The following is a 26,292-nucleotide window of genomic DNA, read 5'->3' on the forward strand; positions in this document are numbered from 1 at the left end:
AAACGGAGCGGATTCCCGACATGGCACGAGAGAAGAAGCGCCGTTCCGGCGGTCGCCGCAGCCCCCTGGCCGCCGCCGCCCTCATCGGCGCCGGCCTCATGATCACCGGCGGCATCTACGCCGGCGCATCCGCTGCGTTCGCCGCCAGCGAGCCGACCGCCGCCACCGCGCAGGTGTCCGTGGAGGAGGGCGAGAAGCTCTTCCAGGCGAACTGCGCCACCTGCCACGGCATGAACCTCCAGGGCACCGAGAACGGGCCGAGCCTGTTCGGCGTCGGCGAGCTCGCGGTGGAGTTCCAGGTCGCGACGGGCCGCATGCCGCTGCAGATGCAGGGGCCGCAGGCGCCGCAGAAGCACCCGCAGTTCACCGACGAGCAGATCAAGTCGATGGCCGCGTGGGTGCAGTCCGTCGCGCCCGGTCCGACCTACCCCGAGGCCGAGGTGCTGGACGGAAAGGGCGACGTCTCGCACGGTGCCGAGCTGTTCCGCATCAACTGCGCGATGTGCCACAACGTCGCCGCCGCCGGCGGTGCGCTGACCGAGGGCAAGTACGCGCCCCCGCTGACGAGCACGAGCGCCCTGCACATGTACGCGGCCATGGTCACCGGTCCGCAGAACATGCCCGTCTTCGGCGACATGAACCTGTCCGCCGAGGACAAGCGCGACATCATCTCCGCCCTGCTGTTCCAGCAGGAGGCGGTTCAGGTGGGCGGCTTCACGCTGGGCTCGCTCGGCCCCGTCTCCGAGGGCCTTTTCGTCTGGATCTTCGGGATCGGCGCGCTGGTCGCCATCACCGTGTGGATCACGGCGAAGTCCAACTGACGCTTGCATATCGAAGAACGTACGAGGAGCACCATGGCACACGACGACTCGCAGGCTCTCGACAGGGCCTATCAGCCCTCCCCCGGGCTGAGCGTCGCAGTCAGCGATCCCGCGGAGAACCCGGGTCTTCCGCCGCACCGTGAGCGGATCACGGACAAGGACCCGAAGGCGATGAAGACGGCCGTCCGCACGGTCTACACGCTCTTCTACCTGTCCCTCGCGGGCAGCCTGTGGGCGGTCGCCGCCTACATGCTGTTCCCGATCGAGAGCGGCGCGCTCATCGACGTGCGCTACAACAACCTCTTCATCGGCCTCGGCATCGCCCTCGCGCTCCTCGCACTCGGCATCGGCGCCATCCACTGGTCCAAGGCCGTGATGAACGACAAGGAGTTCGTGGAGTCGCGCCACCCCACCCGTGGTCGCGACTCGACACGCGCCGCCGCCGTCAAGGCGTTCGCGGACGCGAACGAGGAGTCCGGGTTCGGGCGCCGCACGATGATCCGCAACTCGCTCTTCGCCGCGCTCGTCGCCTCGATCATCCCCGGCGTGACGCTCTTCCGCGGTCTCGCCCCCCACAGCACCCCGGAGAACCCGATCGCGGGCGACCCGGTCCAGCTGCTCAAGCACACGATGTGGGAGAAGGGCGTGCGCCTGGCGCGCGACCCCGACGGCACCCCGATCCGCGCCGCGGACGTCACCCTCGGCTCCGCCGTGCACGTCATCCCCGAGAGCCTCACCGAGCTCGGCCACGACGGCGGGTACCTGGAGGAGAAGGCGAAGGCCATCGTCCTCCTCATGCGCCTGCTGCCCGAGCAGCTCATCGAGTCCGAGGAGCGCAAGGACTGGTCGTACGACGGCATCGTCGCGTACTCCAAGGTCTGCACGCACGTCGGCTGCCCGGTCGCGCTCTACGAGCAGCAGACCCACCACCTGCTCTGCCCCTGCCACCAGTCGCAGTTCGATGTGACCGAGCACGCCAAGGTCATCTTCGGCCCGGCCGCCCGGCCGCTGCCGCAGCTGCCCATCACCGTCGATGACGAGGGCTACCTCGTCGCGCAGAGCGACTTCACCGAACCCGTCGGTCCGAGCTTCTGGGAGCGCCATTGAGCACCGCAACCGTCACCCCCGAGACGAAGGGCGACAAGAAGGACGAGAAGCCGCTCGGCGGCCGTTTCGTCGGCGCCACGGCGAACTACCTCGACGAGCGCACGAGCCTGTCCGGCTTCGTCAAGGAGCTCGGCCGGAAGATCTTCCCGGATCACTGGTCGTTCATGCTCGGCGAGATCGCCCTGTGGAGCTTCGTCGTGGTGCTCCTCTCGGGCACCTTCCTGACGTTCTTCTTCCAGGCGTCGATGGTTCCGACGCACTACACGGGCGCTTACGCCCCGATGCGCGGCATCGAGATGTCCGCGGCTCTGGAGTCCACCCTGCGGATCTCGTTCGACCTGCGCGGCGGACTCCTGGTCCGGCAGATCCACCACTGGGCCGCGCTGGTGTTCGTCGCCGGCATCGGCGTGCACATGCTGCGCATCTTCTTCACGGGCGCCTTCCGCAAGCCGCGTGAGCTGAACTGGGTGATCGGCTTCGTGCTGTTCATCCTCGCGATGGCCGAAGGCTTCACCGGGTACTCGCTGCCGGACGACCTGCTCTCCGGCAACGGCCTGCGGATCATCGACGGCATGATCAAGGGCATCCCGCTGATCGGAACGTGGACCTCGTTCCTGCTCTTCGGCGGCGAGTTCCCCGGCACCGACATCGTGGGCCGCCTGTACACCCTGCACATCCTGCTGCTGCCGGCCCTCGTCCTCGCGTTCGTGGTGCTGCACCTGATGCTCATGGTGATCAACAAGCACACGCAGTTCGCCGGCCCCGGCCGGACGAACGACAACGTCGTCGGCTACCCGATGATGCCGGTGTACATGTCCAAGATGGGCGGCTACCTGTTCATCGTCTTCGGCACGATCGTGCTGATCGCCTCCCTCTTCCAGATCAACCCGGTCTGGAACTACGGCCCGTACGACCCGTCTCCCGTGTCGGCGGGTACGCAGCCGGACTGGTACATCGGCTTCGCGGACGGCGCGCTGCGTCTGGCTCCGTCGAACCTCGACGTCGTGTTCCTCGGCCACACCTGGTCGTTCGGCATCCTGCTGCCGGTCGCCGTCCTCGGCATCTTCATCGTCCTGGTCGCGATCTACCCGTTCATCGAGGGATGGATCACCGGGGACAAGCGCGAGCACCACATCGCCCAGCGCCCGCGCAACGCCGCCACCCGCACGGGCATCGGCGTCGCCGGCGTGATCTTCTACGCCGTGCTCTGGGCCGCCGCGTCCTCCGACCTCATCGCGACGCACTTCATGGTCACGATGGAGGGTGTCATCCACACGCTGCAGGCGCTGCTGATCCTCGGCCCCGTGCTCGGGTACTTCATCACGAAGCGGATCTGCATCGCACTGCAGAAGAAGGACCGTGAGATCGTGCTGCACGGCTACGAGTCCGGACGCATCGTCCGCCTCCCCGGTGGCGAGTTCATCGAGGTGCACAAGCCCGTGGACGTCTACGACCGGTGGAAGCTCATCGACGTCGACACCTACGAGCCGCTCGTGGTCCGTCCGAACGCCAAGGGCCGGATCCCGTGGACCGAGAACTTCCGCTCGGCACTGTCGCGCTGGTTCTTCGAGGATCGCCTGCAGCCGCTCACGCAGACGGAGATCGCTGCGGCCGACGCTCACCAGAGCCACGCGCTGCACGACGTCGACGAAACGGCTCACGAGGAGATCCTGGGCGCCCACGCCCGCGCCGGGGTCTCCGAGGACCAGATCGAGCCGACCGACGAGGGACACATCGGCGAGACGCCGAACACTCCCAGCTCGGTCGTCGCGACGGAGCCGGTCAAGAAGCCGCGCAAGAAGCCAGAGGACGGAGAGAAGTAGTCCTCCCTCCCCCATGACAGAGCCCCGTCCGGGTCACCGGACGGGGCTCTGTCATGCTCCCCCGGTCCAGGGCACGCCCGCGTACGCTGAGATCATGATCGACCGCCAGGACTACTTCGCCGCCAAGCTCGCCTTCGAGACCGATGCCAGCGATCTTCACGCCGCACGCTCCGCCGGCGACCCCGTCGTGGTGGTCGACGTGCGCTCCGAGGAGGCCTGGGCGCAGGGACGGGTCCCGGACGCCGTCCACATGCCCTACCGCGAGATCGCCGAGCGGGCGTCGACCGAGATCCCCGCCGATGCGGACGTCGTCGTCTACTGCTGGAGCCCGGGCTGCAACGCGGGCGCCAAGGGCGCCCTGGAGTTCGCGAAGCTCGGATACCGCGTGCGCGAGATGATCGGAGGCTTCGAGTACTGGGCCCGGGAAGGCTACCCCGTGGAGGATGCGGACGGCGTGCACCGCCGTCCGGTGGATCCTCTCACCGGCATCCCTCGCGTCCGTCATCGCGCCTGACCGAGGTCGTCCCGGCCGTCGTCCCCGGATCGCCTGACGTGCTATCGTCGGCGCATGCGAATGCTGCAGGTCACGACGACGCCGGTTCCTCTCCGGCGCGACCTCTAGCGACACCACGCATGACGCACAGCCCGGGGAGACACCCCGGGCTTCGTCGTCTCCGGTGTCCTCTCCGCGCACTCACCCTGGAGAAGGACAGATGGACAACGATCACCGCGTACTCGGCCGAAGACTCGGCCTCTTCGAGACCAGCGCCGACATCGGCGCCGGTCTCCCCCTGTGGCTCCCGCACGGCGCGGCCGTCCGCGCCTCCCTGGAGCAGTTCGCCGCCGAGATCGCCCAGGAGACCGGGTGCCGACGTGTCTACACCCCCGTGCTCGCACGGCGCTCCCTGTTCGAGCGGAGCGGCCACTGGGACAAGTTCGCCGCCGACATGTTCCCCGCCATGCGCGTCGGCGGAGACGAGCTCGTCCTCCGGCCGGCGAACTGCCCGAGCCACGTCCAGGTCTACGCGGCCGAACCGCACAGCTGGCGGGACCTCCCCGTCCGCCTCACCGAGTCGGCTGCGATGTTCCGCAGCGAGCTCACCGGCGTCCTCGGCGGTCTGAGCCGCGTCCGGCAGATCAGCCTGGACGATGCGCACGTCTTCTGTCGGCCCGACCAGGTCGTGGAGGAAGTCGTCACCGCGGTCGACGCGATCCTCCGGGCCTACGACGTCCTCGACATCGAGATCTCGTACATCCGCCTCTCCGGACGCGACCTGCGAGAGGCGTCGGCGTACGCGGGATCCGACGAGGACTGGCGAGCGTCCGAGCAGGACCTCCTGGACGCTCTCGACCGGCGGGGGCTGCCGCATCGCCGAGCCGATGGGGAGGCGGCCTTCTACGGGCCCAAGATCGACGTCCAGGTGATCGATGCCGCCGGGCGGGAGCTGACCCTCTCGACCGTCCAGGTCGATCGCGTGCTGCCCGCACGATTCGATCTCCGCTACACCGACGCGCACGGACGCGTCGCGCGTCCGGTCATGGTGCATCGCGGACTCATCGGATCGATGGAGAGGCTCGTCGCGCTGCTGATCGAGCGCTACGAGGGGCGCTTCCCGACCTGGCTCGCGCCCGTGCCGCTCGCGCTCGCGCCCGTCCGCGTCGATCGGCACGGGACCCCGGCGGACGCTGTGGCCGAGCGCTTCCGCGCGGCCGGGATCCGTGTCGAGGTCGCGCGCCGCGGCTCCCTCGGCTCGCGCGTGCGCGGCCTGCAGGAACGCCGCGTGCCCCGCGTGGCGGTCCTGGGCGACCGCGAGGCCGCCGAGGACCTCCTCAGCGTGAACGGGAAGGCCGTCGCGGTCGATGACCTCATCACCGGAATGCAGGAGGAGATCCGCCGACGCTCATCGGTCTTCCTGGTCTAGTTCCGCCGCACAGCGAGATCGGGCCCCGGGACCGATGGTCCCGGGGCCCGATCTCGAGGCGCTCTCCCGCTCAGCGGGCGAAGTTCCCGCGGTAGTACTCGTAGACCCAGCCGACGATCGCCACGACGAAGATCGCGATGGAGATCGGGAACAGGAACTGTCCCACGGCCAGGCCGATCATGCCGAGGGCCGCGGAGCCTGCGAGCACGATGGGCCACCACGACCACGGGCTGAACTCGCCGAGCTCCGGGTCCCCGTCGTCGATGTCGGCGGTGAGGATGTCCTCGGGGAGCTGGCCGCCCTGCGCGCGGTGCGTGCGGTCCAGGTAGAAGGCGATCATGGCGGACATGAACGCGGTGAAGAACAGGGCCACGGTCCCGACCCACTCGATCGCCGTGACGAGCTCACGGTCCGGGTGGGCGAGGATGTTCCAGCCGGTGTAGACGACCCCGACGAGGGCGAAGAACGCGGTCAGGATCCACCACAGGATGACGTTGTCGCGCATGGCTTACTTGGCCTCTCCTTCGGCGACGCCCGCCGCGACCGGGTGCTCCGCGGCCTCGGGGTGGTTGAGGTCGAACGCAGGACGCTCGCTGCGGATGCGCGGGATCGACGTGAAGTTGTGCCGCGGCGGCGGGCAGGAGGTCGCCCACTCGAGGGAGGCGCCGTAGCCCCACGGGTCGTTCACGGTGACCTTCGGCGCCTTGCGGGCCGTGATCCAGACGTTCAGGAAGAACGGCAGCATCGAGGCGCCGAGGATGATCGCACCGATCGTGGAGACCTGGTTGCCCCACGTCCAGTTGTCGAACGAGGAGTAGTCCGCGTACCGGCGAGGCATGCCGTCCACGCCCAGCCAGTGCTGGATGAGGAACGTCATGTGGAAGCCGATGAACAGCATCCAGAAGTGCACGTAGCCGAGGCGCTCGTTGAGCATCCGTCCCGTCCACTTGGGCCACCAGAAGTAGAAGCCCGCGAACATCGCGAACACGACCGTGCCGAACACGACGTAGTGGAAGTGCGCGACGACGAAGTACGAGTCGGACAGGAAGAAGTCCAGCGGCGGCGAGGCGAGGATGACGCCGGTCAGACCGCCGAAGACGAACGAGACCAGGAAGCCGAGGGCGAACACCATCGGCGTCTCGAAGGTCACGGAGCCGCGCCACATCGTGCCGATCCAGTTGAAGATCTTCACACCCGTCGGCACGGCGATGAGCATCGTCATGAGGGCGAAGAACGGCAGCAGGACCGATCCGGTGACGTACATGTGGTGCGCCCACACGGCCACGGACAGCGCCGCGATGGCGATCGTCGCGTAGACCAGGGTCTTGTACCCGAAGATCGGCTTCCGGCTGAAGACCGGGAAGATCTCGGACACGATGCCGAAGAACGGCAGCGCGATGATGTACACCTCGGGGTGGCCGAAGAACCAGAACAGGTGCTGCCACAGCAGGACGCCGCCGTTGGCCGGGTCGTAGATGTGCGCGCCGAGGACGCGGTCGGCCGCCGCCGCGAGCATCGCCGCGGCGAGCACCGGGAACGCCATCAGGATCAGCAGGCTCGTGATGAGCGTGTTCCAGGAGAAGATCGGCATGCGCCACATGGTCATTCCGGGAGCGCGCATCGTGATCACGGTGGTGATGAAGTTCACCGCGCCGAGGATCGTGCCGAAACCGGACAGACCCAAGCCCAGCATCCAGAGGTTGCCTCCGGCGCCCGGAGAGAACGAGGCGTTCGCGAGCGGCTGGTAGGCGAACCACCCGAAGGAGGCCGCACCCTGCGGGGTCAGGAAGCCTGCGACCGCGATCGTCGAGCCGAACAGGAAGATCCAGAAGGCGAACGCGTTCAGACGCGGGAAGGCGACGTCCGGCGCACCCAGCTGCAGCGGCAGGATCGCGTTCGCGAAGCCCGCGAACAGCGGCGTCGCGAACATCAGCAGCATGATCGTGCCGTGCATCGTGAACAGCTGGTTGTACTGCTCCTTGGTCGGGATGATCTGCATCCCGGGAGCGAAAAGCTCCGCACGGATGATCAGCGCCATCACGCCGCCCAGGAGGAAGAACAGCACCGAGGCGATCAGGTACATGTACCCGATGGTCTTGTGGTCCGTCGACGTCAGCCACTTGACGACGATGTTGCCCTTCTGCTCCACGCGGGTGGTGGTGAGCAGCGCCGCCTGACGCGGCGGGATCGTCGTCGGGCGTGCGCCCGCTTCGGAGGTTCCCGGGAGAGTGGAGGTCATCCTGGTTACTTCCCTTCTTCCTCGGAGGTCGGCGCGCCCGTGCCCGGAAGGTTCGCGAGCCGGTCGTATGCGTCGGTGATGTCGCCGGTGTTGCCCTCGTCGCGCAGCGTCTCGAGGTAGGCGTCGTAGTCGGCCTGGCTGACCACCTTGACGTTGAAGAGCATCATCGAGTGGTACTCGCCGCAGAGCTCGGCGCACTTGCCCTGGTACTCGCCGATGCGCGTCGGGGTGAAGGACCAGGAGTTGTCCTTGCCGACGTACATGTCCTTCTTGTACAGGAAGTCGATGATCCAGAACGAGTGGATGACGTCGCGGGACTGCAGCTCGATGCGGACCTTCTGGTCCACCGGCAGGTACAGCGTCGGCAGGGCCTCCTGGTCGACGTTGCCGTCCTTGTCCGGCTGCGCCTGGATCCCCATGCTCCAGACGGCGTCCGAGTTGTCCTCGTCCTCGCCGTCGTACTGGAAGTCCCAGGACCACTGCTTGCCGATCGCGGTGATCGAGACGTCCGGGTCCTCGTACTGGGTCTCGATGATCGTCTGGTCACGCGCGGTGAAGGCGAACATGCCGGCCACGAGGATCAGCGGCACGATCGTGTAGAAGATCTCGATCGGCATGTTGTAGCGCAGCTGCACCGGCAGGCCGGTCTGGCCCTTGCGACGGCGGTACGCGATCGCGGCCCAGGCCATCAGGCCCCACGTGATCACGCCGACGGCGAGCAGGACGATCCAGGAGTTCACCCAGAGGGCGGCGACGCGGTCCGTGTGGTTGGTGGCAGGAGTGCCATCCTCAACGAAGCCCGGGAGGAAGCCGTGGAGCTCGGTGGGAGAGCATCCCGCCAGGGCCACAGCTGCCGCGACTCCCAGAGGGAGCGCAGCCCAACGAAGGCGGCGTTTCGAAGGCACGGTGCACCTTTCAGATCTCGGACAGGGGCGTACCCAAGTCTAGGGCAACCTCACACCCGATTCATGCCAACCACGCAGGTTCAGCGAGGTCGCGACGGCGTTTCCGGGTGGTTGCCGAGGGGTCAGTGGAAGCTGTCGCCGCAGGCGCAGGAACCCTGCGCGTTGGGGTTGTCGATCGTGAACCCCTGCTCCGAGATCGTGTCCTTGAAGTCGATCGACGCGCCGTCGAGGTAGGGCACGCTCATGTTGTCGACGATGACCTCGACGCCGTCGAAGTCGACGGTCTCGTCGCCCTCGAGATAGCGCTCGTCGAAGTAGAGCTGGTAGATGAGACCGGAGCAGCCGCCGGGCTGGACCGCCACCCGCAGACGCAGGTCGTCACGGCCTTCCTGCTCCAGCAGGCTCTTCACCTTCTGCGCGGCGGCGTCGGTGAGGCTCACGCCGTGGGCGTGGGTGGTCTCCGGGGTCGTCAGGGTGGTGTCGCTCATGTCGCTCCTTCGGAAGGCCCCTGGCAGGGCACGGGCTCTCCCCCGAATTCTACCGCCGGCCCCGCCGCCCGGGGCGGAGCCGGCGGCAGGGCTCACTGCTGGATCTCGTTCATCCGCGCCAGCAGCAGCGCCTCGGTGGCGATCGAGTGGCGGAACGTGTCCAGGTGCAGCGACTCGTTCGGGCTGTGCGCACGCGAGTGCGGGTCCTCCACCCCGGTCACGAGGATCTGTGCGGCGGGGAACGTCTCGACGAGGTCGGCGATGAAGGGGATCGACCCGCCGATGCCGACGTCGACCGGGTCCTTGCCGTATCCGTCGGCCATCGCCGCACGGGCGAGGCCCACCGCCCATCCCGCCGTGTCCACGAGGAAGGGGTTCCCGAGGTCCTCGTCGGAGAACTCCAGCTGCGCGCCGAACGGCGCATGCGCGCGCAGATGCGCCGTCAGCGCCTCGTACGCCTCCGTCGCGGACTGGCCGGGGGCGACCCGGCAGCTCAGGACGACGCGGGTCTGCGCGGCCAGCGTGTTCGATGCCTCTTCGACCGAGGTGGCGTCGATCCCGATGATCGTCACGGACGGCTTGTTCCAGATCCGGCCGAGGATCGTCCCCTCGCCGATCGGGCTCACCCCGGGGAGCAGTCCGGTCTCCGCGCGAAGCGTGTCCTCCCCGTACTCGGGCGTCTCCGCGTCCCGCACGTGGAGTCCTTCGACCGCGACGGAGCCGTTCTCGTCCCACAGCGTGTCGAGGAGGCGCACGGTGGCCATCATCGCGTCCGGCACGGCGCCCCCGAACATCCCGGAGTGCGAGGAGTGATCCAGCGTGCGCACCGTCATGGTGAACCGCGCCGCGCCGCGGAGGGAGACCGTCAGGCCCGGGGTCTCCGAGTCCCAGTTTCCGGAGTCCGCCACCACGATCGCATCGGCCCGCAGCGCGTCCTCGTTGTCGCGGAGGAACTGCGCGAAGGAGCGCGATCCGTACTCCTCCTCCCCCTCCACGAAGAGGGCGATACCGAGGTCCAGATCGTCGCCGAGCGTCTCGGCGACCGCGCGCAGGGCGGCGATGTGGGTCATGATGCCGGCCTTGTCGTCCGCCGCGCCGCGGCCGTAGAGGCGCCCGTCGCGGACCGTGGGCTCGAACGGCGGGGTCTCCCACAGCGCGTCGTCTCCGGGGGGCTGCACGTCGTGATGGGCGTACAGCAGGATCGTCGGCCGGCCGTTGCGCGCGGCGCGCGTGGCCAGGACGGCGGGCTGGCCGAGCTCGTCCGTCCCGGGGATCGCGGCGCGCAGCACGCGCACGCTGTCGAACACCCCGGTGTCGGTCGCCAGGGCCGCCACGGCGTCCGCGCTGCGCACGAGCTGCTCCTGGTCGAACGCGGGCCAGGCGATGCCGGGAATGCGCACGAGGTCGCCGAGATCGGCGAGAGCGGAGGGGACGGCGCCGGCGACGGACTCGCGCAGGGCCGCCTCGACGTCGGCGGACGCGGTGACCGAAGGTGAGGGAGAAGTCATGCGAGTAATCTTAAGGCGACCCCTTCCACGCACGTCAGGAGCCTTCGTGGCCGATACCCCCGCAAGCCCCGCCTCGAACGACGAGTCCGCAGCGCCCACGGTCGGCAAGGGCCGGCCCACGCCGAGCCGCGCCGAGCAGGAGGCTGCGCGCCGCCGACCGCTCGTGGCGGACACCAAGGAGGCGCGGGCCAAGGCCAAGGCCGAGCTGCAGGAGCGCCGCGAGCGGGCCCGCATCGGGATGGCGAACGGCGAGGACAAGTACCTCCCCGCCCGGGACAAGGGTCCGCAGCGTCGCTGGGTCCGCGACTACGTCGACGCCGGCTGGCATCTCAGCGAGTTCGTGATGGCGCTGATGGTGCTCGTGATCATCGCCTCGCTCATCCCGAACATGGCCGTGGCCTACTGGGCGTTCGTGGTGCTGTGGGGCTACATCATCCTCGCCATCGCGGACATGGTGATCCTCAGCGTCCGGATCAAGCGCAAGGCCGCGGCGAAGTTCGGCGAGGATCGCCGCGAGAAGGGCCTCGGCTGGTATGCGGCCATGCGCTCCCTGCAGATGCGTTTCATGCGCTTGCCGAAGCCGCAGGTCAAGCGCGGTCAGTACCCGGTCTGACGCGGTCACCGGCCCGACGAGACCCCTCGTCCTCCGCGGAGGACGAGGGGTCTCGTCATCGGGTTCAGCGCGGAAGGCCCCGGGAGATCTGACGCGCCCAGAGCGGCCCGCGGTAGAGGAAGGCCGTGTACCCCTGGACCAGGGTCGCGCCGGCGTCCAGCCGCTCGCGGACGTCGGCGCCCGTCTCCACTCCCCCGACCGAGATCACGCAGAAGTCCTCCGGGACCGCCGATCGCACGATGCGCAGCACCTCGAGCGACCGCGCGCGCAGGGGCGCGCCCGACAGCCCTCCGGCGCCGGCGGCCTCCACCACGCTGGCGGCGGTGCGCAGGCCCTCCCGCCCGATCGTCGTGTTCGTCGCGATGATCCCGTCGAGTCCCTCGGCGACAGCGAGGCGGGCGATCGCCTCGACCTCGTCGTCCGGCAGGTCCGGCGCGATCTTCACCAGCAACGGCGTGGCCCCCGCGGCCGCCTTCACCTCGCGGAGCAGGGGCGCGAGCGTCTCGACCGCCTGCAGCCCGCGCAGCCCCGGGGTGTTCGGCGAGGAGACGTTGATCGCGAGGTAGTCCGCCAGCGGTGCCAGGCGCGTCGCCGAGGAGACGTAGTCGGCGATCGCATCCTCCACGGCGACCACTCGGCTCTTGCCGATGTTGACGCCGACGACGGCGCGCGGATGACGTCGGCGCAGCCGGCGCAGACGCGGCTCCACCGCCTCCGCTCCCGCGTTGTTGAACCCCATGCGGTTGATCACCGCGCGGTCGGGCAGGAGCCGGAACAGCCGGGGCTTGGGGTTTCCCGGCTGCGCGAGCGCCGTGATCGTGCCCACCTCGACGTGGCCGAACCCGAGGGCGTCCAGCCCGCGGACGCCGACGGCGTTCTTGTCGAACCCGGCCGCGACGCCGAACGGCGTCGGGAACGTGAGGCCGAGCGCGGTCACCCTGTCGCCCTCGGGCGAGCGGGTCAGCGCTCGGGCGGCCCACGAGAAAGGAGGCACCCCCAGGATGCGGATGACGAGCATCGCCGCGTGGTGGGCGAACTCGGGATCCAGTCGCGACAGGACGTGGCGGAAGAGGAGCGCGTACATCCCTGCCAGGCTACCGGTCGGCGGGCTCCGGCTCGGACGAGGCGTGGTCGGCACGGAGATCGGCGATCGCGGACTCGAAGTCCTCCAGCGAGTCGAACGCCTGGTAGACGCTCGCGAACCGGAGGTAGGCGACCTCGTCGAGATCGCGCAGCGGCCCGAGGATCGCGAGCCCGATCTCGTTCGTGTCCAGCTGCGAGACACCGGTCTGACGGACCGCCTCCTCCACGCGCTGAGCGAGGATGGCAAGATCCGCCTCCGTCACCGGACGGCCCTGGCACGCCTTCCGGACGCCCGAGATCACCTTCTCGCGGCTGAACGGCTCCATGACGCCGGAACGCTTGATGACGTTGAGGCTCGCCGTCTCCGTGGTCGAGAAACGCCCCCCGCATTCGGGGCACTGACGACGGCGGCGGATCGAGAGACCGTCATCGCTCGTGCGGGAGTCGATCACACGCGAATCGGGGTGACGGCAGAAGGGGCAGTGCATGGTGAGTAAGACTACGCCTCCGCCGTGACCACCGGCGCACCGACGAACCGCGCCTCGATGGCCTCGCCGTGCGCGGGAAGGACCTCGGTGTCCGCAAGGGCGACGATCGCCTCGCGGACCTCCGACAGCGCCGCGCGGTCGTACTCGATCACCTGCTGCGGACGCAGGAACGTGTAGGCGCCGAGGCCCGGCGCATAGCGCGCCTGCCCGCCGGTCGGCAGGACGTGGTTGCTGCCCGCGAGGTAGTCACCCAGGCTCACCGGGCTGTCCTCGCCGACGAACACGGCTCCGGCGCTCGTGAAGGACGCTGCCGCCTCGGCCGCATCGGCGAGGTGCAGCTCGAGGTGTTCGGGCGCGTACGCGTTGCTGAAGGCCACAGCGGCCTCGCGTCCGTCCACGAGCACGAGGGCGGACTGCGGCCCGGACAGCGCCGCGGCGACCCGATCCGCGTGACGGGTGGCCGCCGCGAGCTGCTCCACCCGCTCAGCGACACGGGCAGCGAGCTCGGCCGAATCGGTCACGAGCACGGCCGACGCCTGTTCGTCGTGCTCGGCCTGGCTGACGAGGTCGGCCGCCACAAGGATCGGGTCCGCCGTCTCGTCGGCGACGATCAGGATCTCCGTCGCGCCCGCCTCCGAGTCGGTTCCGACGACGCCGGCCACGGCCCGCTTGGCGGAGGCGACGAAGTTGTTGCCGGGACCGGAGAGGACGTCGACCGGGTCGAGGCCGAGCGCGTCCACGCCGTAGGCGAACGCGCCGATCGCTCCCGCGCCGCCCATCGCGTAGACCTCGTCGACGCCGAGCAGGCCCGCCGCGGCGAGGATCGTCGGGTGCACCCGGCCGTCCTGGTCCGCCTGCGCCGGCGAGGCGAGCGCGATCTCGGAGACGCCCGCCACCTGTGCCGGGACGACGTTCATGATCACGCTGGAGGGGTAGACGGCCTTGCCGCCGGGGATGTACACGCCGACGCGGCCGACCGGCTGCCACCGTTGGCGGATCCGTGCGCCCGCTCCCAGCTCGGTGACCGCGGGAGCCGGCACCTGCGCCTCGGAGGCCGCACGCACCCGACGGATCGACTCCTCGATCGCGGAGCGGATCCTCGGCTCCAGCGCGGCCACAGCGTCGTCGATGTGCTGCTTCGGCACCCGGATCGCGTGATCGACGACGCGGTCGAAGCGCTCGGCCTGCTCGCGCAGCGCGCTCTCGCCGCGCACGCGCACGTCCTCGACGAGGGCGGCCGCGGTCGCCAGGGCCTCGGCACGGGCCGCGGTGGCGCGCGGGACCGCCGCGAGCATCTCGGCGGTAGTGAGGGTGCGTCCCCTCAGGTCGATCGTCTGCATGCGTCCTCAGCCTCGGGTCATGTCGGTCGTGTCGTGCAGGTAGCCCACCCGCCCGTCGTCGTGGCGGACCACATAGGCGCCGCCGCGGTCCTCGAGGACGAGGATCCACGCATCGGGCCCGATCTCGAAGATGACGGATCCCCGCTCATCGTGCACCGGTCGCCGCTCGGGCGCCAGCGCCCAGAAGGGCTGTGCGACGGAAGCCGCCGGCTCGTCGACCGTCGAGACCGCACGCGTCCGCGTGTCCTCGACGTCGTCGTCCTCCGGCACGGGGCCGGCCTGCTCACCCGAGAGGCGCAGATCCGTGTCCGTCTCCACCAGCGGAGCGAACACCTCGGTGAGGGCGTCGGGCATGACCTCGTCGTGCTCCTCGGCGGGCTGCACGGCGTCCGTGTCCGTGCCGGCGTCCGTGCCGGTACCGGTCTCGTGCCGGCGCGCATCGGCGCGGTCCCGCGTGTCGACGGCGTCGTCCTCCACCGCGGAACGGCGCGAGTAGGCGGGAGCGTAGGCGTCGCCGGCGGGGTCGACGGAGCTGGTGCCGGGCTCGGCACCGGCGGCGTGCGCACGGGAGGAGAACTGCGGCGGGGCGTCGGTCGCGCCCGTCGCCGAGTCATCCGTCGGCGCCGCTGCCTCCTCGGCGGCGGGTGCGGGGGGCGAGTCCGGCTGCGGGATGGGGCGCGGACGCGCGATCACCGGGCGCACCGGGTTGGCGTTGCGGTGCGCGAGCGTCTCCTGACGCCCCTCGAAGTCGTCGCGCAGGCGCGGGACGAGCGGGGCGAACACCGTGAGGACCACGAGTGCGAGCGCGAGGAGGAGCTCCAGCCAGACGGCCCAGCTCCCGGCGCCCGGGTGCGCCGTGGCGAACGACAGACGGATCTGCTGCCACAGCAGCGCGGCCCAGCTGACAGCGGCGACCGAGAACGCCACCGAGGCGAACTGGTCGATCCCCAGGGACCCCACCCGACGGATGCCCTCCGGCGAGAACCGGCGCAGCACGATCAGGAAGGTGGCCACGGTGGGGACGCCCATCGGGAGCAGCCATTGCAGGTCAGGGCCCCAGAGCGACACGCCGTCGGCGAACGGGAAGCCGAAGGCCGGCACGAACGACAGCACGAAACCGACCAGCCACGCGCCGACGATCAGGAGCTCGCGCAGGGTGAAGCCCAGGATGCCCTCCTGCGGCGCGGCCTCGACGATGACGTCGGCCTCGGCGGTCGCGTCGATGCCCTCCACGACCGGGACGGCATCCGCCGGGTCGGTCGTTCGCGACGTGGCCGCGGGCTCCCCGTCGTCGGTGACGCGGGCCGTCTCCGCCACCGGCGCGGCGGCGGACGGCCCGTCGGGCGTGGGCAGGGCGTCGTCGTTCGCGTCGTCCTCAGGCGCCGAGGGGACGGAGGGATTCTCGTTCGTCATGAGGGTCCTTTCGCGTGAGAGCGGCCGTGCCCGGCGTCTCCGACGCGATCAGATCCTACCCGCGCGCCGCGGATCGTCCCTGAGCGGAACGTGCACGTGACGGGGGCGACGTGGTGCGCGTCGCCCCCGACCCCGAACGGTGTCAGCCCAGGCACTGCGGACCGAGGAGCGACTTGAGGTCCCCGAACAGGTCGGCCGTGACCGAGACCGGCATCGGGACCTCGAAGACCTTCGCCCGCCCTCCCCGGTGCATGGTCAGCATGACCTCGGTCTCCCCCGCGTGGCGGCGCAGGACGTCCGCGAGGTCCTCGATCACCCGTTCCGTCGCCCGCTGCTCGGGGACCACGAGCGTCAGCGGTCCTGCCGCGTCGAAGGAGCCGACGTCCGGCGTGAACGCCGCCTGGGCGTGCAGGTTCATCCCGTCGTCGCGTCGCGACACCCGCCCTCGGACCGCGATGATGGCGTCCGACTGCAGCATGCCCTGGAACTCGAGATAGGTCTTGCCCATGAACATGACGGTGATCTCGCCGTGGAAGTCCTCGACCGTGATCATTCCGTAGGGGTTTCCGCTGGCCTTCGCGACGCGGTGCTGGACGCTCGTGATGAGACCCGCGATGGTCACCTGGTCGCCGTCCTGCAGGTCCTCCGACTCCAGCAGGCTGTTGATCGCGATGGACGCGTGCTTCGCCAGCGGCACCTCCAGGCCCGCGAGAGGATGGTCGGAGACGTACAGCCCCAGCATCTCGCGCTCGAAGGCGAGCTTGTCCTTCTTCGTCCATTCCGGGCGCTCGGGGACCTTCGCCGGAGCCGCCTCCTCCAGGTCGTCGTAGAGGCTGTCGAAGTCGAAGCCGATCGCCCCCTGGGCCTCGTTGCGCTTCTGGCCGACGGCGGCCTCCACCGCGTCCTCGTGGATCTCCACCAGCGCGCGGCGCGTGTCCCCCATCGAGTCGAAGGCACCCGCCTTGATCAGCGACTCGATGGTCCGCTTGTTCGAGACGTGCATCGGGACCTTCTTGAGGAAGTCGTGGAAGGAGGTGAAGTTCTCCTTCTCCCTCGCCTGCACGATCCCGTCCACGACGTTGCTGCCGACGTTGCGGACGGCGCCGAGACCGAAGCGGATGTCCTCCCCGACGGCCGCGAAGAAGTTGATCGACTCGCGCACGTCCGGCGGGAGGACCTTGATCCCCATCCGTCGGCACTCGTTGAGGTACAGCGCCATCTTGTCCTTGGAGTCGCCGACGCTCGTGAGCAGCGCCGCCATGTACTCGGCGGGGTAGTGCGCCTTGAGGTAGGCGGTCCAGTACGAGATCACGCCGTAGGCGGCGGAATGCGCTTTGTTGAACGCGTAGTCGGAGAACGGCAGCAGGATCTCCCAGAGCGCCTGGACCGCGCCGTCGGAGTACCCGTTGGCTCGCATGCCCGCGTGGAACCCCTCGTACTGCTTGTCCAGCTCGGACTTCTTCTTCTTGCCCATCGCACGCCGCAGGATGTCCGCTTGGCCCAGGGAGAAACCGGCCACCCGCTGGGCGATCGCCATCACCTGCTCCTGGTAGATGATCAGGCCGTAGGACTCCTCGAGGATGTCGGCCAGCGACTCGGTGAACTCCGGGTGGATCGGCGTGATCTCCTGCAGGCCGTTCTTGCGCAGCGCGTAGTTCGTGTGCGAGTTCGCCCCCATCGGCCCCGGACGGTACAGGGCGATCAGCGCCGAGATGTCGCCGAAGTTGTCGGGCTTCATCAGACGCATGAGGGAGCGCATCGGTCCGCCGTCGAGCTGGAAGACCCCGAGCGAGTCGCCGCGGGCCAGCAGGTCGTACGCGGCGCGGTCGTCCAGCGCCAGATCCTCCAGCACGAGGTCCTCGTCGCGGTTCATCTTGATGTTCGCGAGGGCGTCGGAGATGATCGTCAGGTTCCGCAGCCCGAGGAAGTCCATCTTGATGAGCCCGAGGGACTCGCAGGACGGGTAGTCGAACTGCGTGACGATCTGTCCGTCCTGCTCCCGTCGCATGATCGGGATGATGTCGATCAACGGGTGCGAGGACATGATCACGCCGGCGGCGTGCACGCCCCACTGGCGCTTCAGGTTCTCCAGTCCCAGTGCGGTGTCGAAGACCGTCTTGGCCTCGGGATCCGTCTCGATGACGGTGCGGAACTCCGACGCCTCCTTGTATCGCGGGTGGTCCTTGTCGAACATGCCGTCCAGGGGCATGTCCTTGCCCATCACCGCCGGCGGCATCGCCTTGGTGAGCTTCTCCCCCATGCTGAACGGGAACCCGAGCACGCGCCCGGCGTCCTTGAGGGCCTGCTTCGCCTTGATGGTGCCGTAGGTGACGATCTGGGCCACGCGCTCGTCGCCGTACTTCTCGGTGACGTACTGGATCACCTCGCCGCGACGACGGTCGTCGAAGTCGACGTCGAAGTCGGGCATGGAGACGCGGTCCGGGTTCAGGAAGCGCTCGAAGATGAGACCGTGCTCGAGCGGGTCGAGGTCGGTGATCCGCATCGCGTAGGCCGCCATCGACCCCGCTCCGGAGCCTCGTCCCGGACCGACGCGCACGCCGTTGTCCTTGGCCCAGTTGATGAAGTCGGCGACGACGAGGAAGTAGCCGGGGAAGCCCATGGACGAGATGACCTCGACCTCGTAGTCGGCCTGCTTGCGCACCGCATCCGGGATGCCGTTCGGGTAGCGGTAGTGCAGCCCCTTCTCCACCTCCTTGATGAACCAGCTCTCCTCCGTCTCGCCCTGCGGGACGGGGAAGCGCGGCATGAAGTTGGCGCTGGTGTTGAACGAGACGTCGCAGCGCTCGGCGATCAGCAGCGTGTTGTCGCAGGCGACCGGGTGGTCTCGGAACACCTGGCGCATCTCCGCAGCGGACTTCACGTAGTAGCCGTCGCCGTCGAACTTGAACCGGTTCGGGTCGTCGAGGGTCGACCCCGACTGCACGCACAGCAGTGCCGCGTGGCTCTTGGCGTCGTGCTGGTGGGTGTAGTGCAGATCGTTGGTCCCCACCAGGGGGATGCCGAGGTCCTTCGCGATCTTGAGGAGGTCCCCGGTGACTCGGCGCTCGATCTCAAGCCCGTGATCCATGATCTCGGCGAAGTAGTTCTCCTTGCCGAAGATGTCCTGGAACTCCGCGGCGGCCGCGCGGGCGGCGTCGTACTGGCCGAGGCGGAGCCGGGTCTGGATCTCCCCCGACGGGCACCCCGTCGTGGCGATCAGGCCCTTGCTGTACTTCTGCAGGATCTCCCGATCCATGCGGGGCTTGAAGTAGTACCCCTCGATGCTCGCCGTCGAGGACAGCCGGAACAGGTTGTGCATGCCCTCCGTCGTCTCGGACAGGAGAGTCATGTGGGTGTAGGCGCCGGATCCGGAGACGTCATCGCGCTGCTGCTCGGGGGATCCCCACCGCACCCGGCTCTTGTCGCTGCGGTGCGTGCCCGGCGTGACGTAGGCCTCGATGCCGATGATGGGCTTGACCCCGGCGTCCTTCGCGGCCTTGTAGAACTCGAACGCCGCGAAGGTGTTGCCGTGGTCGGTCACCGCCACCGCGGGCATCCCCTGTTTCACCGCCTCCTGCACGAGCGGGCCGATGCGTGCGGCACCGTCCAGCATCGAGTACTCGCTGTGCACGTGGAGGTGGACGAAGGAGTCGGATGCCATGCCTTCGAGTCTACGGACCGCCTCCGACGCCCGGCGCCGGCGTCAGCGGGCCGCGTGGCATCAGGCATTCGCACGAGATCAGGCGAATATTGCGCTGACCAGCCTGAACTCGCGCGTGTGCCTGATCTCGCGCGGACTCCCGATCACGCCGACGACGCCAGAACCGCGCGGGATCAGCGGAGGTCGAGGCGCATCAGCACGCGAGGAAAGCCGTCCAGCACCGAACGGGTCTCCGCGGCCTTCTCGAATCCCGCCGACTCGAACAGGGCGCGTGTGCCCACGTACGCCATGGTCAGGTTGACCTTCTCCCCCGCGTTGTCGACGGGGTACCCCTCGATGGCCGGGGCCCCGCGCTCTCGCGCGTAGGCGACGGCTCCCTCGATCAGGGCGTGCGAGACGCCCTGCTTGCGGTGGCCGGGACGGACGCGGAAGCACCAGAGCGCCCAGACGTCCAGGTCGTCGACGTGCGGGATGAGCCGATTGCGCGCGAAGCTCGTGTCCCGTCGCGGATGCAGCGCCGCCCAGCCCACCGGCTCGCCGTCCCGGTAGGCGATCACGCCGGGAGGCGGGTCCTGATGACACAGTTCACGGACGCGGTCGGCGCGCGCCGCTCCGCGCAGGGCGACGTTCTCCTTGTTCCCGATCCGGTAGCTCAGGCAGAAGCACACGTTCGAGGCCGGGTTCTTCGGCCCCACGAGGGTGGCGACGTCCTCGAACACGGTCGCGGGCCGGACGACGATGGTCATGGGCCCAGTCTGGCGCCCCGCACCGACATCCGCGCGTCATTCCCCGCGGAGGATCTCCAGCGCGTGCCGGAAGTCCGCGGGATACGGGGACTCGAACTCCACCCAGTCCCCCGAGCCCGGGTGGGAGAAGCCGAGTCGATGCGCGTGCAGCCACTGCCGGGTGAGGCCGAGCCGGGCCGACAGCGTGGGGTCGGCGCCGTAGAGCGGATCCCCCACACAGGGGTGGCGATGCGCCGCCATGTGCACCCTGATCTGATGCGTGCGCCCGGTCTCCAGGTGGATCTCCAGCAGGGATGCCCCGGGAAAGGCCTCGAGCGTCTCGTAGTGCGTGACCGAGGGTTTACCGTCCGGGGTGACGGCGAACTTCCACGAGTGGTTCGGGTGTCTGCCGATGGGCGCGTCGATGGTCCCGACGAGCGGATCCGGGTGTCCCTGCACGACCGCGTGGTACACCTTCTCGACGGTGCGCTCCTTGAACGCGCGCTTGAGCGCGGTGTACGCACGCTCGGTCTTGGCGACGACCATGAGCCCGCTCGTTCCCACGTCCAGCCGGTGCACCACCCCTTGCCGCTCCGGTGCGCCGCTGGTCGCGATGCGGAAGCCGGCGGCCGCGAGGGCTCCGACCACGGTCGGCCCCTCCCAGCCGAGCGAAGGATGGGCGGCGACCCCGGTGGGCTTGTCGACGACGACGATCTCGTCGTCGTCGTGGACGATCCCGAGCTCCGGGACGGCGATCGGCTCGATCCGCGGCTCCTGGCGGGGCTGCCAGGAGACGTCGAGCCACCCGCCTCCGCGCAGCCGGTCGGACTTGCCGAGCACGGCACCGTCCTGGGACACCCCGCCCGCCTCGGCCACCTCCGCGGCGAAGGTCCGCGAGAAGCCCAGCATCTTCGCGAGCGCGGCGTCGACGCGGACGCCGTCGAGACCGTCCGGGACCGGAAGGGAACGGGTCTCCACGTCAGACGTCCGCGCGGTCCTGGCCGTCACCGGCCGACTCGCCCGCGGGGGACGCGGGCGCCGCATCCCGTTCGCGCGTACCGTCCAGACGCAGGCCCACCACCACGAGAAGGGCGACGGAGATCATACCCGTGACGATGAAGATGTCCGCGACGTTGAAGATCGCCGGCATCATCCACGGCATCGAGATCATGTCCACGACGTGGCCGACGGGAAATCCCGGCTCGCGGAAGAGGCGGTCCGACAGGTTCCCGAGCACCCCGCCCAGGAGCGCGCCGAGCACCACGGCCCACAGCCGCGAGCGGACCCCCAGCGCCTTCCACACGATGACGCCCGCGACCACCGCGAGCGCGATCGTGAAGATCCACGTGACGTTCTCGCCGAGGGAGAACGCGGCGCCCGGGTTGCGCACGGAGTACAGCTGCAGGAACTCGCCGAGGACCGGGACCGGCTGGTGCAGCGGCAGGTACTCGATCGTGAGGTACTTCACGAACTGATCGGCGGCCAGCACGACCGCCGCGAGGATCGCGACGATCGCGCCGGCCGCCGAACGATGCAGAGGTCGACGCCCTGGCAACAGGCCGACCTAGCGACCGGCCTGCGAGACCGGGCTGTCCGAGGAGCCCGAGGGACCCGACTGGGAGTCGAGGTCGCGGAGCTGGTTCTCGATGTAGCTGCGCAGCTGCGAGCGGTAGGAGCGCTCGAAGTCGTGCAGCTCGGTGATCCGGCTCTCCAGCACGTTGCGCTCGCGCTCGAGGCGAGCGGTCTGCTCGCGCTGCTGCGCCTCGGCGTCGGCGAGGATCTTCGCCGCCTGCGCCTTGGCGTCCGCGATGAGCTGGTCGCGCTGGGACTTGCCCTCGGCGACGTGCTCGTCGTGCAGACGCTGGGCCAGCTCGATGATGCCCGCCGGGGCCGCACCCGAGGAGGGCTCGGGAGTGGGCGCCGGAGCAGCGACGGGGGCCGGCGCGGGCGTCTCGGCGGCGGCCGGGGCCTTCTCGCCGGACTCGTACGCGGCCAGCTTGGCCTTCAGCTCGGCGTTCTCCTCGAGGGCCTTGCGCCACTCGATGACGATCTCGTCGAGGAAGTCGTCCACCTCGTCCGGGTCGAACCCGTCCTTGAAACGGACGTGCTGGAACTGCTTGGTGACGACGTCATCCGGGGTCAATGCCATTGGTGGCTCCTCTTTCGATGAGTTCTCGGCGGCCAGGTGGACTGTTGGCGCGTACCCGGGGCGCGCACCTCTGGGAAAGCATAGTCGTCCCGGCCGGGTTTGCGCGGGACGGGGGTCGCCCCGCGTTCAGGACTGGGCGATCACGCGCGTGACGGACATCAGGATGAGCACGACGAGCATCGTCAGGGCGAATCCGAAGTCGATCGCGACCGGTCCGACCCTCAGCGGAGGAATGAGGCGGCGGAACAGCTTGATCGGCGGATCGGTGACCGTGAAGACGATCTCGGCGACGACGAGCCCGGCGCCCTTGGGACGCCACTCGCGGTTGAACATCGGGATGTACTCGAGCACGAGGCGCGCGAGCAGCACGATGAAGTAGATCAGCAGCACCCCGTTGAGGATGGCCGCGATCAGCGGGATCGGTGACACGCGTCAGGAGTGCGCGAGCGCGGTGTCCGGGTCCGCCCCGGCGATCCCGCCCTGACCCGACACCGCGATGCTCTCCGGGGAGAGCAGGAAGACCTTGCTGGTCACCCGCTCGATGCGCCCGTAGAGGCCCAGCGACAGGCCGCTCGCGAAGTCGATGAGCCGGCGCGCGTCGGCGTCGCTCATCTGCGAGAGGTTGATGATCACGGGGATCCCGTCACGGAAGCTCTCCGCGATCACCTGGGCGTCACGGTACTGCTTCGGGTGCACGGTGAGGATCTCGTTGACCGCACCGGAGGCCGGCTGACGCACGGCGGTGGGACGCCGCAGGGGCGTCACCGGAGCGGCGGGCTTCAGGTCCTCGCGCTCACGCTCGCGCTCGCGCTCGACGTCGCGCTCACGGCGCACCGGAGCGGCGGAGGCCTGAGCCTCCTCCTCGTAGACCTCTTCCTCATCGGCGAGGCCCAGGTACACCATGGTCTTCTTCAGCGGGTTCCCCATCGTGTCCTCCGGAAGTGTGTGGGGTGTGTTCTTCCTTCGAGGCTAGCCCTGGGCAGGGCGGGGACCCGTGATTGCGGAGCCGATCCGCAGGTGTGTCGCGCCGGCGGCGATCGCCTCCGCGAAGTCTGCGGTCATGCCCGCGGAGATCCAGGACGCGTCGGGCGCGACCGCCCGCAGGCGCGCAGCGTATCCGTGCAGCCGCGCGAACGCGGAGGCCGGCTCCTCGTCCAGCGGAGCGACCGCCATCAGTCCGCGCAGCGTGAGGGTCGACAGGCTCTGCACGTGCTCCGCGAGCGCCTCGAGGCCGTCGGGGTTCACCCCGCCTCGGGACGGATCGTCCGTGAGGTTCACCTGGATCAGCACGTCGAGGGCGCGATCGTCCTCCGCCGCTCGCTCGAGGGCGTCCGCGAGCCGCTCGCGGTCCACGGAGTGCACGGTGTGCGCGGCGCGGCGGATCGCCGCCGCCTTCTTGGTCTGCGCCTGTCCGATGAAATGCCAGCGCAGATCGTCGAGGTCCTGCAGCTCGCCCGTCTTCGCGGTGATCTCCTGTTGCCGGTTCTCCCCCACGTCGCGCACGCCGAGACCGTGCAGCTCACGGACCAGCGACGCCGGGTGGAACTTGGTCACCACGATGCGCGTGAGCTCCGCGGGGTCTCGCCCGGCCCGACGCGCGGCGTCCGCGATCGCCTCGTCGATCGCGGACAGCCGCTCCGCCAGCGTCACTTCAAGAACTCGGGGATGTCGATGTCGTCGTCGGCGAACGCCGGCTCGAGGCTGGTCGCCACGACCGGGAGGACGGGCGAGGCAGGGGTCGAAGCGGTCGGCGCCGGGGCATCGGCGGACTCCGTCGCGGTGGTCTCGGACTCGTCGTCGGCCAGCCCGATCTCCTGCACCGGGGCGGCCGGCCGGGAGACGACCATCGGGTCCAGCCGCAGCGACGGCTCTCCGCCGTCGAAGCCCGCCGCGATCACCGTGACGCGCACCTCGTCGCCGAGCGTGTCGTCGATGACCGTGCCGAAGATGATGTTCGCCTCGGGGTGCGCGGCCTCCTTGACGAGGTCCGCCGCGTCGTGGATCTCGAAGATGCCGAGGTTCGACCCGCCCTGGATCGACAGCAGCACGCCGTGCGCGCCCTCGATCGAGGCCTCCAACAGCGGCGACTCCACCGCGAGCTCGGCGGCCTTGATCGCCCGGTCCGCGCCGCGCGCGGATCCGATGCCCATGAGCGCGGAGCCCGCGCCCTGCATGACCGACTTCACGTCGGCGAAGTCGAGGTTGATGAGGCCGGGGGTGGTGATGAGGTCCGTGATGCCCTGAACACCGGCGAGCAGCACCTGGTCGGCGGTCGCGAAGGCCTCGATCATCGAGATGCCCCGATCGCTGATCTCCAGCAGCCGGTCGTTCGGCACGACGATGAGCGTGTCGACCTCTTCCTTCAGCTTGGCGACACCGGCTTCGGCCTGGCTCTGGCGACGGCGCCCCTCGAAGGAGAACGGCTTGGTCACGACGCCGATCGTCAGCGCGCCGATGGACTTCGCGATCCGCGCGACGACCGGCGCGCCGCCGGTGCCCGTGCCGCCGCCCTCGCCGGCGGTCACGAAGACCATGTCCGCACCGGTGAGCGCCTGCTCGATCTCCTCCGCGTGGTCCTCGGCCGCCCGGCGTCCGACCTCCGGGTCGGCGCCCGCGCCGAGACCCCGGGTCAGCTCCCGGCCGACGTCGAGCTTGACGTCCGCGTCGCTCATCAGCAGCGCCTGCGCGTCGGTGTTGACGGCGATGAACTCGACACCGCGCAGCCCGAGCTCGATCATGCGGTTGACGGCGTTGACGCCGCCACCGCCGACGCCGACGACCTTAATCACGGCGAGGTAGTTCTGGTTCTGGCTCATCCCGGCCTCCGATTGTCGAGCCTTGAGTCGGGAACCTTAAACCTCAACGAGAGGGTTAAAGTATTTCCCGGTATTGCGTTCTCTCGAATCGAAGGTAAGCGGCACCGGGGCCCTGCGATCGCAAGGACACGCGCGTGTCGGCGTTAACGAGCCGAAACTCCCCCGCGGCGCGGCCTTCGGCCTTCCCGCCCGGGGCGGCTTCGCGACTCAGCCCACGACGGCCGCGTCCGGCGAGGAGACGTCATACAGCGCCCGCTCCGGCTGCGCCGCCATCAGCTTGCTCAGGATCAGCGCCTTCCGACCGGAATCCTCCGCGCTCCCCCACACGACCGTCGCTCCCGACGAGAGCGCGAGGGTGACGTCGTCCACCGAGCTCGCGGTCACCTTCTCGACCTGCCCGCGCAGTTCCTCGGGCAGCGCGCGCATGACCGTGCCGGCCGCCGTGAACGGCTTCGACCCCGTGCCGCCCTCGACCTCGATCAGGGCGTATCCCGGGGGGCGCTCGGTGGACGTCGAAAGGGCGATGCCGGCGCCGTCGACGACCGTGAAGCCCGCCTCGGACGAGACCACACCGACCGGCGTCCGCTCGACGATGCGCACCGTCAGCTCGTGGGGTGGCTTCGCCTCGAGCTGATAGGTCTCGATGAGCGGGAAAGCGACGAGCGCCTCCTTCACCTCGCTCGAGCTGATCAACGCCAACGGCGTGCCCTTCTGTCCCGAAAGCGCCTCCGCCACCTCCTCGGGGTTGAGCGCGTGCGTGCCCACCACGGTGATCTTCTCCAGCGCGAACAGGGGGCTGTACGCGGTCGCCGCACTTCCGAGCACGATGGCGAGCACCGCCGCGATCCCCCCGATCCAGGCGAGGCGGCGCCGGCGCGAGCGCTGCGTGAAGCGGCGGATCTCGGCCCGCAGCGTCCGGCGCCGCGCCTTGGCGGCGCGCCACACGTCACGTGGGCTCAGCCGGCCGTCGGAGACCCCCGGCTCTGCGGGTCCCTCCCGATCCACGGGCGCGGGCTGCGGGGGCGACGCCGGACGGATCAGGCCCGGCAGCAGCGGGGCGATCGGCGCGGTCTCCTGCAGATCCTCCGCCGTCGCCCCGGAGGGAGGACGCTCGACGTCCGCGGGCCGAGCGGGCGGCGCGGGCTCGACCGGTTCAGCCGGCCGAGGGATCGGGGCGGGCCGCCGCACCGG

Annotated in this window: 25 protein-coding genes; 6 read left to right on the plus strand and 19 right to left on the minus strand. The window is 69.5% G+C overall.

All coding sequences use genetic code 11. The features are described 5' to 3' along the window. Window positions 1–20 precede the first annotated feature (20 nt). From qcrC to thrS, 5 genes are all read left to right on the plus strand, one after another. Window positions 21–821, plus strand: coding sequence for a cytochrome bc1 complex diheme cytochrome c subunit (gene qcrC, locus MR1_RS06545; RefSeq protein WP_067244188.1), 801 nt, complete (start codon window positions 21–23; stop codon window positions 819–821). Between the two features lie 33 nt (window positions 822–854). Further along, a complete protein-coding gene (gene qcrA, locus MR1_RS06550) occupies window positions 855–1,928 on the plus strand; it encodes a cytochrome bc1 complex Rieske iron-sulfur subunit (protein ID WP_067244190.1) in 1,074 nt (357 codons plus the stop codon). Further along, window positions 1,925–3,751 (plus strand): cytochrome bc1 complex cytochrome b subunit, encoded by a 1,827-nt coding sequence (qcrB, locus tag MR1_RS06555; RefSeq protein WP_067244192.1) that lies wholly within the window; start codon window positions 1,925–1,927, stop codon window positions 3,749–3,751. The genes qcrA and qcrB overlap by 4 nt, the downstream gene beginning before the upstream one ends. A gap of 94 nt (window positions 3,752–3,845) precedes the next feature. Then, window positions 3,846–4,265 carry a rhodanese-like domain-containing protein gene (locus MR1_RS06560; RefSeq protein ID WP_067244195.1) on the plus strand — a complete coding sequence of 140 codons (420 nt, stop codon included), beginning with the start codon at window positions 3,846–3,848 and terminating at the stop codon, window positions 4,263–4,265. Between the two features lie 199 nt (window positions 4,266–4,464). After that, window positions 4,465–5,673, plus strand: coding sequence for a threonine--tRNA ligase (gene thrS / locus MR1_RS06565; protein ID WP_067244197.1), 1,209 nt, complete (start codon window positions 4,465–4,467; stop codon window positions 5,671–5,673). A gap of 70 nt (window positions 5,674–5,743) precedes the next feature. On the opposite strand, the gene MR1_RS06570 is transcribed toward thrS, so the two are convergent. The 5 genes from MR1_RS06570 to MR1_RS06590 all read right to left on the minus strand — a co-directional run bounded on the left by MR1_RS06570 (window position 5,744) and on the right by MR1_RS06590 (window position 10,813). After that, a complete protein-coding gene (locus MR1_RS06570; protein ID WP_067244200.1) occupies window positions 5,744–6,178 on the minus strand; it encodes a cytochrome c oxidase subunit 4 in 435 nt (144 codons plus the stop codon). A gap of 3 nt (window positions 6,179–6,181) precedes the next feature. Beyond that, window positions 6,182–7,912 carry an aa3-type cytochrome oxidase subunit I gene (gene ctaD, locus MR1_RS06575; RefSeq protein WP_067244203.1) on the minus strand — a complete coding sequence of 577 codons (1,731 nt, stop codon included), beginning with the start codon at window positions 7,910–7,912 and terminating at the stop codon, window positions 6,182–6,184. A gap of 5 nt (window positions 7,913–7,917) precedes the next feature. Beyond that, on the minus strand, window positions 7,918–8,817 hold the full coding sequence (ctaC, locus tag MR1_RS06580; protein ID WP_067244205.1) for an aa3-type cytochrome oxidase subunit II: 900 nt from the start codon (window positions 8,815–8,817) through the stop codon (window positions 7,918–7,920). Between the two features lie 122 nt (window positions 8,818–8,939). Beyond that, the gene (gene erpA, locus MR1_RS06585; protein WP_067244207.1) at window positions 8,940–9,305 is read right to left on the minus strand and encodes an iron-sulfur cluster insertion protein ErpA; all 366 of its coding nucleotides are present in this window, start codon (window positions 9,303–9,305) and stop codon (window positions 8,940–8,942) included. A 92-nt stretch (window positions 9,306–9,397) separates the two neighbouring features. Continuing rightward, on the minus strand, window positions 9,398–10,813 hold the full coding sequence (locus MR1_RS06590) for a dipeptidase (protein WP_067244209.1): 1,416 nt from the start codon (window positions 10,811–10,813) through the stop codon (window positions 9,398–9,400). A 46-nt stretch (window positions 10,814–10,859) separates the two neighbouring features. On the opposite strand from MR1_RS06590, the gene MR1_RS06595 reads away from it, so the two are divergent. Next, window positions 10,860–11,426: a DUF3043 domain-containing protein gene (locus tag MR1_RS06595; protein ID WP_067244212.1), complete on the plus strand. Its 567-nt coding sequence runs from the start codon at window positions 10,860–10,862 to the stop codon at window positions 11,424–11,426. Between the two features lie 64 nt (window positions 11,427–11,490). On the opposite strand, the gene MR1_RS06600 is transcribed toward MR1_RS06595, so the two are convergent. The 14 genes from MR1_RS06600 to MR1_RS06665 all read right to left on the minus strand — a co-directional run bounded on the left by MR1_RS06600 (window position 11,491) and on the right by MR1_RS06665 (window position 26,289). Further along, complete coding sequence (locus MR1_RS06600; RefSeq protein ID WP_067244214.1) at window positions 11,491–12,510, minus strand: quinone-dependent dihydroorotate dehydrogenase; 1,020 nt, start codon at window positions 12,508–12,510, stop codon at window positions 11,491–11,493. Between the two features lie 10 nt (window positions 12,511–12,520). Beyond that, window positions 12,521–12,997: a transcriptional regulator NrdR gene (gene nrdR / locus MR1_RS06605; RefSeq protein ID WP_067244216.1), complete on the minus strand. Its 477-nt coding sequence runs from the start codon at window positions 12,995–12,997 to the stop codon at window positions 12,521–12,523. Between the two features lie 11 nt (window positions 12,998–13,008). After that, window positions 13,009–14,337 carry a histidinol dehydrogenase gene (gene hisD, locus MR1_RS06610; RefSeq protein ID WP_067244218.1) on the minus strand — a complete coding sequence of 443 codons (1,329 nt, stop codon included), beginning with the start codon at window positions 14,335–14,337 and terminating at the stop codon, window positions 13,009–13,011. A 6-nt stretch (window positions 14,338–14,343) separates the two neighbouring features. Then, entirely contained in the window at window positions 14,344–15,750 is a 1,407-nt protein-coding gene (locus tag MR1_RS06615) for a hypothetical protein (RefSeq protein WP_067244221.1), read from the minus strand. Window positions 15,751–15,892: 142 nt separating this feature from the next. Then, the gene (gene dnaE / locus MR1_RS06620) at window positions 15,893–19,411 is read right to left on the minus strand and encodes a DNA polymerase III subunit alpha (RefSeq protein ID WP_067244224.1); all 3,519 of its coding nucleotides are present in this window, start codon (window positions 19,409–19,411) and stop codon (window positions 15,893–15,895) included. 173 nt (window positions 19,412–19,584) lie between these two features. Next, window positions 19,585–20,157, minus strand: a complete 573-nt coding sequence (locus MR1_RS06625; protein ID WP_067244227.1) for a GNAT family N-acetyltransferase — start codon at window positions 20,155–20,157, stop codon at window positions 19,585–19,587. Window positions 20,158–20,193: 36 nt separating this feature from the next. Then, window positions 20,194–21,114: an RluA family pseudouridine synthase gene (locus MR1_RS06630; protein ID WP_067244229.1), complete on the minus strand. Its 921-nt coding sequence runs from the start codon at window positions 21,112–21,114 to the stop codon at window positions 20,194–20,196. Between the two features lies 1 nt (window position 21,115). Beyond that, window positions 21,116–21,691 (minus strand): signal peptidase II, encoded by a 576-nt coding sequence (gene lspA, locus MR1_RS06635; protein WP_067244231.1) that lies wholly within the window; start codon window positions 21,689–21,691, stop codon window positions 21,116–21,118. A 9-nt stretch (window positions 21,692–21,700) separates the two neighbouring features. Further along, a complete protein-coding gene (locus MR1_RS06640) occupies window positions 21,701–22,285 on the minus strand; it encodes a DivIVA domain-containing protein (RefSeq protein WP_067244234.1) in 585 nt (194 codons plus the stop codon). 126 nt (window positions 22,286–22,411) lie between these two features. Beyond that, the gene (locus tag MR1_RS06645) at window positions 22,412–22,714 is read right to left on the minus strand and encodes a YggT family protein (RefSeq protein WP_067244236.1); all 303 of its coding nucleotides are present in this window, start codon (window positions 22,712–22,714) and stop codon (window positions 22,412–22,414) included. Window positions 22,715–22,717: 3 nt separating this feature from the next. Beyond that, window positions 22,718–23,212, minus strand: a complete 495-nt coding sequence (locus tag MR1_RS06650) for a cell division protein SepF (RefSeq protein ID WP_067244239.1) — start codon at window positions 23,210–23,212, stop codon at window positions 22,718–22,720. A gap of 42 nt (window positions 23,213–23,254) precedes the next feature. After that, window positions 23,255–23,935: a YggS family pyridoxal phosphate-dependent enzyme gene (locus MR1_RS06655; protein WP_067244242.1), complete on the minus strand. Its 681-nt coding sequence runs from the start codon at window positions 23,933–23,935 to the stop codon at window positions 23,255–23,257. After that, a complete protein-coding gene (gene ftsZ, locus MR1_RS06660; RefSeq protein WP_067244245.1) occupies window positions 23,932–25,101 on the minus strand; it encodes a cell division protein FtsZ in 1,170 nt (389 codons plus the stop codon). The genes MR1_RS06655 and ftsZ overlap by 4 nt, the downstream gene beginning before the upstream one ends. 207 nt (window positions 25,102–25,308) lie before the next feature. Continuing rightward, window positions 25,309–26,289, minus strand: coding sequence for an FtsQ-type POTRA domain-containing protein (locus tag MR1_RS06665; protein ID WP_067244247.1), 981 nt, complete (start codon window positions 26,287–26,289; stop codon window positions 25,309–25,311). Between the last annotated feature and the right edge of the window lie 3 nt (window positions 26,290–26,292).

The organism is Microbacterium resistens NBRC 103078 (assembly GCF_001552355.1).
Classification (GTDB): Bacteria; Actinomycetota; Actinomycetes; order Actinomycetales; family Microbacteriaceae; genus Microbacterium; species Microbacterium resistens.

Coding starts and splice junctions, on each gene's coding strand:
- qcrC (WP_067244188.1), top strand. CDS start 21: ATGGCACGAGAGAAGAAGCGCCGTTCCGGCGGTCGCCGCAGCCCCCTG.
- qcrA (WP_067244190.1), top strand. CDS start 855: ATGGCACACGACGACTCGCAGGCTCTCGACAGGGCCTATCAGCCCTCC.
- MR1_RS06560 (WP_067244195.1), top strand. CDS start 3,846: ATGATCGACCGCCAGGACTACTTCGCCGCCAAGCTCGCCTTCGAGACC.
- thrS (WP_067244197.1), top strand. CDS start 4,465: ATGGACAACGATCACCGCGTACTCGGCCGAAGACTCGGCCTCTTCGAG.
- MR1_RS06570 (WP_067244200.1), bottom strand. CDS start 6,178: ATGCGCGACAACGTCATCCTGTGGTGGATCCTGACCGCGTTCTTCGCC.
- ctaD (WP_067244203.1), bottom strand. CDS start 7,912: ATGACCTCCACTCTCCCGGGAACCTCCGAAGCGGGCGCACGCCCGACG.
- erpA (WP_067244207.1), bottom strand. CDS start 9,305: ATGAGCGACACCACCCTGACGACCCCGGAGACCACCCACGCCCACGGC.
- MR1_RS06590 (WP_067244209.1), bottom strand. CDS start 10,813: ATGACTTCTCCCTCACCTTCGGTCACCGCGTCCGCCGACGTCGAGGCG.
- MR1_RS06600 (WP_067244214.1), bottom strand. CDS start 12,510: ATGTACGCGCTCCTCTTCCGCCACGTCCTGTCGCGACTGGATCCCGAG.
- nrdR (WP_067244216.1), bottom strand. CDS start 12,997: ATGCACTGCCCCTTCTGCCGTCACCCCGATTCGCGTGTGATCGACTCC.
- hisD (WP_067244218.1), bottom strand. CDS start 14,337: ATGCAGACGATCGACCTGAGGGGACGCACCCTCACTACCGCCGAGATG.
- MR1_RS06615 (WP_067244221.1), bottom strand. CDS start 15,750: ATGACGAACGAGAATCCCTCCGTCCCCTCGGCGCCTGAGGACGACGCG.
- dnaE (WP_067244224.1), bottom strand. CDS start 19,411: ATGGCATCCGACTCCTTCGTCCACCTCCACGTGCACAGCGAGTACTCG.
- MR1_RS06625 (WP_067244227.1), bottom strand. CDS start 20,157: ATGACCATCGTCGTCCGGCCCGCGACCGTGTTCGAGGACGTCGCCACC.
- MR1_RS06640 (WP_067244234.1), bottom strand. CDS start 22,285: ATGGCATTGACCCCGGATGACGTCGTCACCAAGCAGTTCCAGCACGTC.
- MR1_RS06650 (WP_067244239.1), bottom strand. CDS start 23,212: ATGGGGAACCCGCTGAAGAAGACCATGGTGTACCTGGGCCTCGCCGAT.
- ftsZ (WP_067244245.1), bottom strand. CDS start 25,101: ATGAGCCAGAACCAGAACTACCTCGCCGTGATTAAGGTCGTCGGCGTC.